Annotated in this window: 12 protein-coding genes; 9 read left to right on the top strand and 3 right to left on the bottom strand. The window is 35.3% G+C overall.

The window, feature by feature from the left end; genetic code table 11:
* Positions 1-157: 157 nt before the first annotated feature.
* Positions 158-802, top strand: a complete 645-nt coding sequence (locus tag BUR19_RS08755) for a uracil-DNA glycosylase (protein ID WP_074234886.1) — start codon at positions 158-160, stop codon at positions 800-802.
* Between the two features lie 31 nt (positions 803-833).
* Here BUR19_RS08755 and BUR19_RS08750 read toward each other — a convergent pair whose 3' ends face one another.
* Positions 834-1,244, bottom strand: coding sequence for a hypothetical protein (locus BUR19_RS08750; protein WP_074234884.1), 411 nt, complete (start codon positions 1,242-1,244; stop codon positions 834-836).
* A gap of 9 nt (positions 1,245-1,253) precedes the next feature.
* Complete coding sequence (locus BUR19_RS08745) at positions 1,254-1,742, bottom strand: DUF456 domain-containing protein (protein ID WP_074234882.1); 489 nt, start codon at positions 1,740-1,742, stop codon at positions 1,254-1,256.
* 87 nt (positions 1,743-1,829) lie between these two features.
* Here BUR19_RS08745 and BUR19_RS08740 point away from each other — a divergent pair, with 87 nt between their 5' ends.
* The 8 genes from BUR19_RS08740 to gcvP all read left to right on the top strand — a co-directional run bounded on the left by BUR19_RS08740 (position 1,830) and on the right by gcvP (position 11,741).
* Positions 1,830-3,089, top strand: a complete 1,260-nt coding sequence (locus BUR19_RS08740) for a mechanosensitive ion channel family protein (protein ID WP_074234880.1) — start codon at positions 1,830-1,832, stop codon at positions 3,087-3,089.
* 23 nt (positions 3,090-3,112) lie between these two features.
* On the top strand, positions 3,113-3,832 hold the full coding sequence (locus BUR19_RS08735) for a pyridoxine 5'-phosphate synthase (RefSeq protein WP_074234878.1): 720 nt from the start codon (positions 3,113-3,115) through the stop codon (positions 3,830-3,832).
* A gap of 16 nt (positions 3,833-3,848) precedes the next feature.
* Positions 3,849-4,622 (top strand): alpha/beta fold hydrolase, encoded by a 774-nt coding sequence (locus tag BUR19_RS08730; protein WP_074234876.1) that lies wholly within the window; start codon positions 3,849-3,851, stop codon positions 4,620-4,622.
* Between the two features lie 82 nt (positions 4,623-4,704).
* Positions 4,705-5,646, top strand: coding sequence for an alpha/beta hydrolase (locus BUR19_RS08725; RefSeq protein WP_074234874.1), 942 nt, complete (start codon positions 4,705-4,707; stop codon positions 5,644-5,646).
* Between the two features lie 72 nt (positions 5,647-5,718).
* Positions 5,719-5,979, top strand: coding sequence for a hypothetical protein (locus BUR19_RS08720; RefSeq protein WP_074234873.1), 261 nt, complete (start codon positions 5,719-5,721; stop codon positions 5,977-5,979).
* Positions 5,976-6,986: an NAD-dependent epimerase/dehydratase family protein gene (locus tag BUR19_RS08715; protein ID WP_074234871.1), complete on the top strand. Its 1,011-nt coding sequence runs from the start codon at positions 5,976-5,978 to the stop codon at positions 6,984-6,986. Before BUR19_RS08720 ends, BUR19_RS08715 begins: the two co-directional genes overlap by 4 nt.
* Entirely contained in the window at positions 6,986-8,746 is a 1,761-nt protein-coding gene (locus tag BUR19_RS08710) for an AMP-dependent synthetase/ligase (protein WP_074234869.1), read from the top strand. The genes BUR19_RS08715 and BUR19_RS08710 overlap by 1 nt, the downstream gene beginning before the upstream one ends.
* A 136-nt stretch (positions 8,747-8,882) precedes the next feature.
* Positions 8,883-11,741 (top strand): aminomethyl-transferring glycine dehydrogenase, encoded by a 2,859-nt coding sequence (gene gcvP / locus BUR19_RS08705; RefSeq protein ID WP_074234867.1) that lies wholly within the window; start codon positions 8,883-8,885, stop codon positions 11,739-11,741.
* 78 nt (positions 11,742-11,819) lie between these two features.
* Here gcvP and BUR19_RS08700 read toward each other — a convergent pair whose 3' ends face one another.
* On the bottom strand, positions 11,820-12,590 hold the full coding sequence (locus tag BUR19_RS08700; RefSeq protein ID WP_074234865.1) for an alpha/beta hydrolase family esterase: 771 nt from the start codon (positions 12,588-12,590) through the stop codon (positions 11,820-11,822).
* Positions 12,591-12,810: the final 220 nt, after the last annotated feature.

The following is a 12,810-nucleotide window of genomic DNA, read 5'->3' as shown; positions in this document are numbered from 1 at the left end:
CTTTGTTGATTTAAACGCAAAGTCGCAAAAGCTTAATTTTAATTTTCGTTGATAAAAGTGGCAAATCTTATAATAACTTATAATTATGTAGGCTAAAAATATTTTGCGTCTTTGCGTTTATAGTTTTTTAAATTTAATTTTGTAAAAAATCAGAAAAATGACTTGGAAAGAAGTTTTGAAGCCGATAAAGGAAAGTGATTATTTTAATGAACTATGGGAGAAAGTAAAAATTCAATATAATTCAACTAAATGTTTTCCTCCTAAAAATGAGATTTTCCGAGCTTTGGAACTGACGGAATTTGACGATGTGGAAGTTGTGATTATCGGGCAAGACCCTTACCATAATGACGGACAAGCGAACGGGCTTTGCTTTTCTGTTTCTGAGAATGTCACTGCGCCGCCTTCTCTCAAAAATATCTTTATTGAACTGAAAGAAGATATGGGAATAGAGAGAAAAAATAAAGATTTACAGGATTGGGCAAAACAAGGTGTTCTCCTTCTTAATGCAACTCTAACCGTAAAAGCGCACGAGCCCAATTCGCATAGAGACCTTGGTTGGGAAACATTTACGGATTATATCATTAAACAAATTTCTGATAGAAAACAAAATGTCGTGTTTGTACTTTGGGGCGCATTTGCACAAAAAAAAGCCTCGCTGATAGACGAGACTAAACATTTTATTATTCAATCGGCGCATCCTTCACCTTTTTCTGTTTACAGAGGTTTTTTCGGAAGCAAACCGTTTTCAAAAATCAATAATTATCTTTTGGAAAAGGGAAAGAATCCAATTGTTTGGGGATAATTGGGTTTTATAGTTTATTTATCATACAGATTTACTCTTCTTTCTCATATTTAATAGTTACAGAAGGAGATTCTTCTTTTTCTCCAGGATAAGGTTTTACTTCCTGCACCGTAAATCTGTAACCTGCATAATTAAATGATTTGGTAACTTCTTTTGGTAAGAAATCTCTTGTTCCAACTTGGATGTCTTGAGTGTTATTTCCAGAAGTTGCTTTTAAATTAACAATCGCAATTCCTTCCCAAACACAGGTTACATTAGCAGGACAACGGCTGTCTTCGGTAATTTCTTTAAATTCTAAACTCGTCTTTGAATTTGGAATCGTAACCTTTTTGTTGACTCCAAGTTTAATAATATTGTCTGATGTTGAAGTTTGAGATTGCGTTTTGCAATTGCTCATCAACAACAGGAAAGGTGCAAATAAAAGTACTTTGAACTTCATCATTTATAAATTTTAAAAGAAAATATAATAACCGACAACCAAAAACATTGCCAGTCCAACCATCAAACTAAATCCGGTGCCGTAAACAAATCCAATAAAAGCACCTTTCATAGAGTTAAAGGCTTTTTTTCTGTCATTAACATCGTGTAATAATTCTCCAAGAAAAACACCTAATAACATTCCTATCAAAAACCCTAAAGGAATCGGGATGAAAAATAAACCGAGCAATGTTCCAATAAAAGAACCAATGCTTCCGTAACGTGTTCCGCCGTATTTTTTGTTGGTTTTTGCGGGGATAACGTAATTCAGAACTGTGGAAACAAGAGTCAGAAAAACGAAAATCCAGACATACATCATTGGCATATTATTTTCTGTTCCAAATTTGAATATCAGTAATCCGCAGATACTCAATAACAATCCGGGCAGAACAGGAAGAAAAGTTCCCAGCATTCCTACAAAAAGTAGAACCAAAGCGATAATGTCGATAAAAACAGAATCCATAGTTTTTAAATTTATTTAAAAATACAACATTCAAAGTAATGCCAAAAGATTTTTTTTATCCTTAAATTTGTGAAATAATTCCTCTCAATGAAAAACGAACTCATAGATTACAAAGATTTTCTTCAACGAATCAGTGACGAAATTCATTTCTTCTGTAAAGATTTTTTTCCTGATGAATTTGTCTTAGCGGGTCAGATTACACTAAAATTTGCACTTCTGATATTCTTAATTTTTATTGTTGCTTTTCTTCTAAAAAACGGAATCAATCTTATATTCAAATTCTTTTTTGATAAGGAGAAATATCCTGTAATGAAATCCATTTATAAAGCAAAAGTCACCAATTCTGTGGCTAATATTTTGGCTTTAGGATTTGGGAATTATGCCTTGTTTTCTATCTTTTACAGACATCCCAAAAGCTTTGTTTTTCTGGAAAGGCTCATTGGGATTTTGATTGTTTTGGTGATTGCTAATATGGCTTTTCGTTTTATCAAAGTTTTACAGAATTATTACCTGATTCAACAGGATTATTATAAAATCATCGCTATTAATTCTATTTCTCAAACCGTTAGGATTTTCGGTGGATTTATTTTTGGAGTTATAGCTATTTGTGTTTTGTTCGGTATTAGTGGAACTACTGTTTTGGGAAGTTTAGGAGCAATAACTGCTGTAATTGTTTTGGTTTTCAGAGATACAATTTTAGGTTTTGTAACGGGGATTCACGTTGCTACTTCCAAGAATTTGAAAGTAGGAGATTGGGTTGCCATTCCAAAATATTCTATCGAAGGTAATATCGAGGATATAGATTTGCTAACGACGAAAATCAGAAACTTTGATAAAACACTTTCTACTATTCCGACCTATGACTTGCTGACCACAGAAATCAAGAATATGCAGGTGATGTCTGAAACGAATACGAGACGAATAAAAAAATCTATTGTATTTAATATCAAATCTTTCAAATTTCTGAATGATGAAGCTTTTAGTGAATTGTTGAAAATTAATCTGATTCACGATTATCTGGTGGAAAAGAAAAAAGAAATTGATGCTCAGAAAAGTACACTGAAAAACGCTGATGAGATCATCAATGGTCAGCAGTTGACCAACATTGGAACTTTCAGAATCTACGCTTTGAACTATCTGAAAAATAATCATAATATCGACCAGGAAGGAACAATAATGGTGAGACAAATGGAGATTACACCGCAAGGAATGCCCTTGGAGATCTATTGTTTTGCCAATGACTCTAATTGGGTGAATTTTGAACAGATTCAGGCTGATATTTTTGACCATCTTTTGGTGGCTTCCAAAGAATTTGACCTAGAGATAATGCAGGTAAACAAAATATAAAAATCAATTATTATTTATAAATTATGACCAAACTTAGTGTCAATATCAATAAAATCGCAACGCTGAGAAATGCCAGAGGTGGCGATGTTCCAAGTGTAACTCAAGTCGCTTTGGATTTGGAAAGATTCGGAGCACAGGGAATTACAATCCATCCAAGACCAGACGAAAGACATATCACGAGAAAAGATGTGTACGATTTGAAACCTTTGGTAACTACGGAATTCAATATCGAGGGAAATCCACATCGTCCGTTTATCGATATGGTTTTGGAAGTAAAACCAGAACAAGTGACGTTGGTTCCTGATGCTGATGATGCGATAACATCCAACGCCGGCTGGGATTGTGAAAAGAATTTAGATTTTTTGAAATCTGTTATTTCGGAATTCAAAAATGCTGGAATCAGAACGTCTATTTTCCTTGATCCAAATCCTGAAATGGTGAAGTTTGCTGCAGAAACGGGAACAGACAGAATCGAACTTTATACAGAAGCTTACGCCAAACATTATTTTGATAATAAGGAATTAGCTATAGAATCATATTTTAAAACGGCTGTAGTTGCAAGTGAATTTGGTTTGGGAATCAATGCCGGGCACGATTTGTCATTAGACAACTTAAAATATTTCGCAGATAATATTCCTAATCTTTTGGAAGTTTCTATTGGTCACGCCTTGATTTCGGAAGCACTTTATCTAGGTTTGGAAAATACAGTTCAGGCTTATTTGAAGAGATTGGCGAAATGGTAATTATATTTTATTATTAATGGAAATTTTACATTCAAAAATATACGGAGAAGAGAGAACGGAGACACCACTTTTGGTTTTTCACGGATTGTTTGGAATGCTCGATAATTGGGGAAGTTTTGGAAAAGAATTTGGAGAATTGATGCCGACTCACATCTTAGATTTGAGAAATCACGGTAGAAGTTTTCATTCAGATTCTATGTCGCACGATGATTTGGCTCAGGATATTGCTAATTATATGGATGCTCATAACATTCAGAAAGCTAATGTTTTGGGACATTCTCTGGGAGGAAAAGCAGTGATGCAATTTGCGATTAATTTCCCTGAAAGATTGGAAAAACTGATTGTTGTAGATATTACGCCAAAAGCCTATCCGCCACATCATCAAGGGATTATCAAGGCTTTACAAAGTGTGGATTTCGAAAAAGTGGAATCTCGACAAGATGTAGAAGCCGTTTTAGGCGAATATATTCACGAAAAATTTGTGATTCAGTTTCTCATGAAGAATCTGTATTGGACAGATGATAAAAAGCTAGCTTGGAGATTTAATCTAAAAACATTAGCCGAAAAATATACAGAGTTTGTTTCAAATGCCATTAGATTCGGCGTTTTCAAAGGTCCAACTTTGTTCATTGGCGGCGCAAATTCCAATTATATTTTACCTCAAGATGAATTCCTGATTAAACAGCAATTTCCAGATTCTAAAATCATTAAAATCAAAAATGCAGAACATTGGGTTCAGGCAAATAATCCTGTCGATTTCAATGCGGCTGTGAAAGATTTTCTTCTTTAGTCGGTTTAAAATATAATTCAATATGGATTTGTTAATGGTATAAGCCTTGTATTACCGAATCCATATTTTAATTTGTGACTCTATGAAATGGCCGATTTCTTTTATTCTGATCTTTATTTTGACAATTTCCGCTGCTCAGGAAAAGCTTTCAGAAACTTTAAATTTCAAAGATGTTACTTATAAAATAAAAGACACGGCTCAGCAGAAGCTTGATATCTATCTTCCTAAAAATACAGCTAAAAAATCTCCGGTTCTTGTTTTTGTCCACGGCGGAGGTTGGGCAGAAGGCGATAAAGCGCTTCGCGATGATTATTACCTAAGTGATTTTTTCTTAAAATTTATAAAAGAAGGTTATGCTGTGGTAAGCATCAATTATACATTGCTCAATGAAAAAACTCATTTTCCGACACCAATTGAAGATACAAAAGAGGCCATTCGTTGGATTAGAGCAAATTCTGAGAAATATAATTTCGATACGGAGAATATTGGCATTTTGGGAGCTTCGGCAGGTGGACAGATTGGTATGATTGCAGCTTACTCCAATGATTCTCTATTTTCTGAAAATAGCAATCTCTCCAATTATTCATCGAAAATCAATTATTTTATCGATTATTTTGGACCAGCGGATATGAACAAATTGTTCCGTACAGAAGCGCCAGGTTTTATGATTTTTATTTTTAAACTGATTTTTCCAAAGATTTATGACATCAGAAACAAACTGGTTTTTGGATTCACAGGTTATAATGTAAAAGAACAAAAAGATGAAGCTGTCGATCGTCTGAAGGTATATTCTCCAATCACTTACATCAGCAATTCTTCTGTTCCAACATTGATTATTCATGGGACGAAGGATAAAATAGTTCCTTATTCCCAAGCTGAGATCTTGAAAGAAGTTTTGGATAAAAACCAAGTTAAAAATGAAATGATTTCCATCAAAAAAGGGAATCACGGGCTTAACAAAGAATCTGATCATGAATTGATGTTCGAGAAAACCTTCAATTTTATCAAAGAAAATACCCATTAATTTACTGATAGATTTCAAGAAAAGTATAAACGATTTTTTCCCGAATTGAATTATCTTTGTAAAAATCTCTTAATGAGGAAATATCAGGAAACTATTTACAAGATTATTTTAATTTTTTCAGGTTTAATCAATCTTTTTCTTTTAGTACTTTTGTTTTTTGTACTTCGGGATTCACTTTCCGGAACAGGAAATTACTTTTTGATTTTGGAAGGCAAAAGTTTGTGGTATTTTATCGGAGTTATTGTTGCTTATACCATTGTTAATTCCATTTTCATTATTAATCTTTTCAAAAAAACATCCGATATCGGACATCAAACACCTGACATAGAATGATTTTAGTAACTGGCGCAACAGGAATTTTGGGAAGAGTTATCGTTCTCGAGCTTTTGAAAAAAGGCAAGCAAGTCCGTGCCACCAAAAGAAAATCCAGTAACCTGAAAGATGTTTTAGAATCTTATCGATTTTATACCGACCAGCCTGATTTTTATTTCAATCAAATTGAGTGGGTTAATGTTGATTTTGAAGATTCAGAATCATTGGAGAATGTTTTGAAAGATGTTGAAGAAGTTTACCATTGTTCTGCTAAAGTAAGTTTCAATCCCAAAGATGAGAAGGAATTATACAGAAATAATTCTGAAGTGACTCAGAAATTACTCTTCGCCATAGATTCTAATCAAGTAAAAAAGTTTCTTTTCGTGAGTTCTATCGCTGTTTTGGATGGATATAATGAAAAAGGGGAAATGGATGAAAATTCTGATTTTAATGAGAAGCTTCACCATTCGGATTATGCGATTTCCAAATATGTTTCAGAAATGGAAGTTTGGCGCGCGCAATACGAAGGTTTGGATACGGTCATCATCAATCCAGGCTTAATCATCGGTTCCGGAAACTGGAATCACAGCAGTGGAAAATTGTTCAAAGAATTGTCGAACGGTTTTACGTTTCCAGGTTCTACAGCTTATGTCGATGTTCGGGATGTTGCGAATGTTGCGATTGAATTGATGGAAAAATCAATTTTCGGACAAAGATTCATCGTGACCTCTGAAAATGTGAAGTATAAAACGATTTCTGATAAAGTCCGAAAAGTTTTTGGAAAGAAACCTGTAAAAATCATCCCGGATTCGGTTCTTGATATTTTACCAGTATTTTCAACTTTGCTTGGTTGGTTGATTCCGATTCTCAAATTGGCGAACAAGACCAATGTAGAAACTGTTAAATCAGATTCTAAAATTACCAATAAAAAAATTCGTGAAACTTTGAATTACGAATTCATTCCCATCGATGAAAGTGTTGATTTTCATCTGAAAAATTATGCCGAAAGCATTCAAAAATCTAATTAATGAACATTGCGGAATTTCTGAATAAGAACGTCAAAAGATTTCCACAGAAAGCCTCTGTAGGATTCAAAAAAAATAATGAGTGGAAGGAACTGACTTGGGCGAGATTCCAAAAAACAGTTTTCAAAACAGCCAACGCACTTGCAGAAGCCGGAGTTCAAAAGGATGACAAAGTCGCAATTTTTGCGGACAACTCGCCGGAATGGATGATGATGGATTTGGCAACGTTATGTCTTGGCGCGGTCACGGTTCCGATTTATTCGACCAACGGAACGGAACAAGTGGAGTATATTATCAATCATGCTGAACCGAAAATTATCTTAGCAGGAAATGAGGAACAATATGATATTTGCCACGAATTATTAAGCAAATCGCAAAATGTCGAACTCATTATTTCAGCAAAAAGTAGTTTTAAATTAAAAGATAAATCCATTACGCTTCAGGATTTTATTGAGAATACTTCGGATAAATTTTACATTGTCGAAAGAACGAATGAAGATGTTGCAACCATCATTTACACATCTGGAACTTCCGGAATTCCGAAAGGCGTGATGATTACGCACGGCAATTTCCAAGACACTTTTGATAAACACGTTAAATTTTTCAATTTTAAGAATTTTGAAGGTGAACATTCTTTGGCATTTCTGCCACTCAGTCACGTTTTCGAAAGAAGCTGGACATTGTTCTGTTTTTCTCAAGGCGCCAAAGTCAGTTTCTTGGAGAATCCAAAATTGATTGCAAGTGCTTTGGTAGAAGTTCGTCCAACCACGATGTGTTCGGTGCCTAGATTCTATCAAAAAATCTACGCAGGCATCCACGAAATGCTATCTGCTGCTTCTCCAATCAAGAAAAAAATCTTCGCTTGGGCGATTGAAAATGGAAGTCAGGTTTCGGAATTAAAACGGAATCAACAAGATGTTCCTTTCTTATTAAATCAAAAATATAAAATTGCCAATGCTTTGGTTTTCAATAAAATCAAAACCAAATTAGGCGGAAGATTGTGGTTCATGCCTTGCGGTGGCGCATCGATTTCTGAAGAAGTAACGAAATTCTTTGATGCAATGGGAATTCACATTACCGTTGGTTATGGAATGACAGAAACGACGGCGACTGTAACAGCTTTTCCATTCACCAAATATAAATACGGAAGTGCGGGAAAACTGTTGGGAGATTCTCAAATCAAAATCGGAGAAAATAACGAAATTCTTGTGAAAGGAAGCGGAATAATGAAAGGTTATTACAAAAATCCTGAAGAAACGGCCAAAGTTTTTACAGAAGATGGTTGGATGAAAACGGGCGATGCCGGTATTTTTGATAACGAGGGAAACCTAACCATCACAGACCGAATCAAAGATTTGATGAAAACGTCTAACGGAAAGTACATTGCACCTCAACCAATTGAGAATATGTTTTCCAACAACAGTTACATCAACCAAATTATGTTGATTGCGGAAGATAAACCATTTGTTTCTGCTTTGATTGTTCCGAATTTTGAAACATTGGAAGAGAAACTTAAAACTTTAAGTGTGACTTTTACCAACTGGAAAGAAGTAGTGGAGAATGAAAAAGTTCAGAAGTTTTATCAGGAACTCATAGACGGTATTCAAAGCAATGTTTCGAGTTTTGAGAAAATAAAAAAATTTATCCTGATGCCTGCAGATTTTGAAATCCAAAACGGAGAAATTACACCGACCTTAAAAATTAAACGAAATATCGTTCTCCAAAAATATTCGGATAAAATTGATACGATATATAATAAATAGCCTTTAAAAATAAATTTTTTGTATCAAATAAAATGATGTCGATCGATTTTATCAAATTCTACACTTAATAATTATTTTTAAAAATTGATTAAATTTACAAACCTTATTAATAAGAATCTAATTTGAAGTTTTATAAATGAATACACAACAATTCGTAAATCGTCACATCAGTCTTAATGAGTCTGATAAAGCGGAAATGCTGAAGAAAGTAGGGGCTGGAAGCATAGAAGAATTAATCTCACAAACCATTCCTGATTCTATCAGGTTAGAAAAAGATCTGGACATCTCGGAGCCACTTTCGGAGTATGAGATGCTTTTACATTCCAAAGATTTAGCTTCTAAAAATGCAGGTTTCGATACCTATATCGGATTTGGTTACAACGATACCATTCTGCCTTCGCCAATCCAAAGAAATATTCTTGAAAATCCAAGCTGGTACACAGCTTATACGCCTTACCAAGCGGAAATCGCACAAGGAAGATTGGAAGCTTTGCTCAATTTCCAGACTGTAGTTTCTGATTTGACAGGTTTCCCATTGGCCAACGCTTCTCTTCTAGACGAATCTACGGCTGCGGCAGAAGCGATGCATATGTTCTTCAACAACAGAACTAAAGACCAAAAGAAAGCGGATGCGACGAAGTTTTTTATTTCAGATTTAGTTCTTCCACAAACGGTTTCTGTTCTTAAAACCAAAGCAGAAGGTTTAGGAATCGATGTGATTGTAGGCAATCATATCAATCATCAGTTCAATGATTCTTATTTTGGTGTTTTGCTGCAATATCCGGGAAAAAACGGAATCGTTCTGGATTATACAGATAATATTACTAATTATAAAGAATTCGATTTGCAAGTGGTTGTAGCTTGTGACCCGATGGCTTTGGTAAAACTAAAATCTCCTGCCGATATGGGCGCAGATTGTGCTGTTGGTACCACGCAGAGATTCGGGATTCCTATGGGTTACGGTGGTCCTCACGCAGCATTTTTTACTTGTAAAGAAGATTATAAGAGAGACATCCCTGGTAGAATCATCGGTGTTTCTCAGGATATGTACGGCAAACGTGCATTGAGAATGGCTTTGCAAACCAGAGAACAGCACATCAAAAGAGAAAGAGCAACTTCAAACATTTGTACAGCTCAAGTTCTTTTGGCGGTAATGGCTGGAATGTATGCTGTTTATCATGGACCTAAAGGTTTAAATTTCATTGCTGACCAAATCCATTATAAGACTAATGCACTTGGAGATGCATTACAGATTTTAGGTTATGATATCGTATCGGAACCGGTTTTTGATACGGTTAAATTCAGACTACACGAGGAGGAGAAAGCGTCTTTGAGGATGAAAATGAGAGACCAGAAAATTAATCTGAATTATTTCTCTCAAGGTATTGTAAGTATTTCTATTAACGAAACTACGACGGTTGATAAATTAAATCATTTGATTGAAGCTTTTGCTCAGTTCAAAGGAAAACAAGGTTATAAAGTAAGCCTTAAAGAAGAATATTCGATTCCAGAAGAATTATTGAGAACTGATAGTATTCTGGATGAAGAAGTTTTCAACAAATATCATACTGAGACAGAATTGATGCGCTACATCAAACGTCTTGAAAGAAAAGATTTATCATTAACACATTCAATGATTTCGTTGGGTTCTTGTACAATGAAACTGAATGCTGCAACTCAAATGATTCCTCTTTCTTGGGGAGAATGGGGTGGTGTACATCCATTTGTACCAACAGAGCAAGCAGGCGGTTATCAAGCAATGATTAAAGAGTTGGAGAAAGATTTGGCAGAAATCACAGGTTTTGCAGGAACTTCTCTTCAACCAAACTCTGGTGCTCAAGGTGAATATGCGGGTCTAATGGTTATTCGTGAATACCATAAAAACAGAGGCGAAGGACACAGAAATATTGTATTAATTCCTCAATCTGCGCACGGAACTAATCCTGCTTCTGCTGCAATGGCGGGAATGAAAATCGTAGTTGTGAAGAATCTTGAGAATGGAGAAATCGATTTTGAAGATTTCAAAGCGAAGACAGAAGAGCATTCTGAGAACTTGTCTTGTGTGATGATTACTTATCCATCGACATACGGTTTCTTCGATGCTAATATTAAAGAAATTACGAAACTAACGCACGAACACGGTGGACAAATCTATATGGATGGTGCAAATATGAATGCTCAGGTTGGATTTACAAGCCCTGGAAATATCGGAGCAGACGTTTGCCACCTGAATCTTCATAAGACTTTCGCTATTCCTCACGGAGGTGGTGGTCCTGGTGTTGGTCCAATCTGTGTGGCTGAACATTTGGTTCCTTTCTTGCCAACCAATGCTAATATCTCAACCGGAGGAAAAGAAGCAATTGAAGGTATTTCTGCAGCACCTTATGGTTCTGGATTGATTCTTAATATCTCTTATGCTTACATAAAAATGTTGGGAACTTCAGGGTTGAAGAAAGCTACTGAACACGCTATCCTAAATGCTAATTATCTGAAAGAAATCTTGGCAGAGCATTTCCCGATCCTTTATGCTAATGATAAAGGCAGAGTGGCGCACGAATGTATCGTAGATTTCCGTCAGTTCAAATCTTTAGGGATTGAAGTAGCAGATGTTGCAAAAAGATTAATGGATTATGGTTTCCACGCTCCGACGGTGAGTTTCCCTGTGGCTGGAACATTGATGATAGAACCAACTGAGTCTGAAAATAAAGAAGAAATTGACAGATTTGCTGAGGCTTTAATCAATATCAAAAAAGAAATTGAGGAAATTGCTAATGGTGAAGCGGATGCTACAAACAACGTATTGAAAAATGCGCCTCATACTGAGCAATTGGTCATCTCTGATAATTGGGATAAACCTTACGGTAGAGAGAAAGCTGCTTATCCATTGGAATGGGTGAGAACACACAAATTCTTTGCGACGGTTGCAAGAGTAGATGAAGCGTATGGTGACAGAAATCTGGTTTGTACTTGCGAGCCGATTGAAGCATATATGTAAATCAATGATTAATTATGAATTGTTTTGTTATTCATTGATAATATAAAAATGACAACCTCTCCAATCTGGAGAGGTTTTTTATTTTGTGTGTCTTTTGAAGAAGCTTATTATTTCTGGAAGTGAGGATTTTGGGAATTCGTGACCGGAATTGCTTTGCTGGAGAACGAGTTCTGTGTTGTTTTTTCCTGAGAAAATAGTTTTATCGTCTTCTGTTTTTCCATTATCTGTGATTCCAAGGTTAGTTTTGACGATTGGGATGGACTCTTCCTGACTCTTTGGGGAAACGATGCGGTCATTTTTACCAATGTACATCCAAACTGAGATTGGGACTGCTTCAGAAATCATATTGCCGCCTTGTGCTGAGGCTGAACAGATGGCTGAGATTTTGTCACCTCTCGTTTTCCAAAGGACATTCGCAAATCTGGCACCGTTGGAATGACCAATCAGGTAGATTTTTTTGTCATCAATAGTATAATTCTTCTGATGGATATCTGCGAAAACTTTGTCGAAGAACTGGATGTCTCTTCCTTCGAGATCGTCTGTGAAAATTTGCCAGCCATTCATTGTACCATTCGGATCCAGGCCGGGAACTGCCCTGCCAGGCAGACCCTCCATAAAAATGACCAGAGCTTCTTTGTAATAATTCTGGACGTCAATACTTCTGCTTACAAAATTGGCATTGCCTCCATGACCGTGAAAAACAAATACTACTGGAACTCTGTCAGATTTTATCGTCGGTTCATAAAGGATTGCTTTACGTGTTAATCCATTGACATTATAATTTTTCGCAGTCTGTGAAAATATAAGAATGCCGAAAGTAATTAGACTCAGTAAAATATATCTTTTCATCGTATCATATTTTTTTTCTTTGGATTAAAATTTATGCAAGGAAGTTAAAGGCAGAATTAAATTATTGCTAATAATATCTGTAAAATTATTATACCGTAATAATAACTTTCTCTTTTTAAGTTGATCAGAGTTAAGTTTAGATAGCATTTCCTCCTTTTTTAAGTTTGTGAATATTTTTAATTATTTAACAAATATTAATTAAAATAAAATGTTTTTGTGT

It is taken from the genome of Epilithonimonas zeae (assembly GCF_900141765.1).
Classification (GTDB): domain Bacteria; phylum Bacteroidota; class Bacteroidia; order Flavobacteriales; family Weeksellaceae; genus Epilithonimonas; species Epilithonimonas zeae.
The sequence above is the reverse complement of the archived record's forward strand: the minus strand, read 5'-3'. Positions and strand labels throughout refer to the sequence as shown.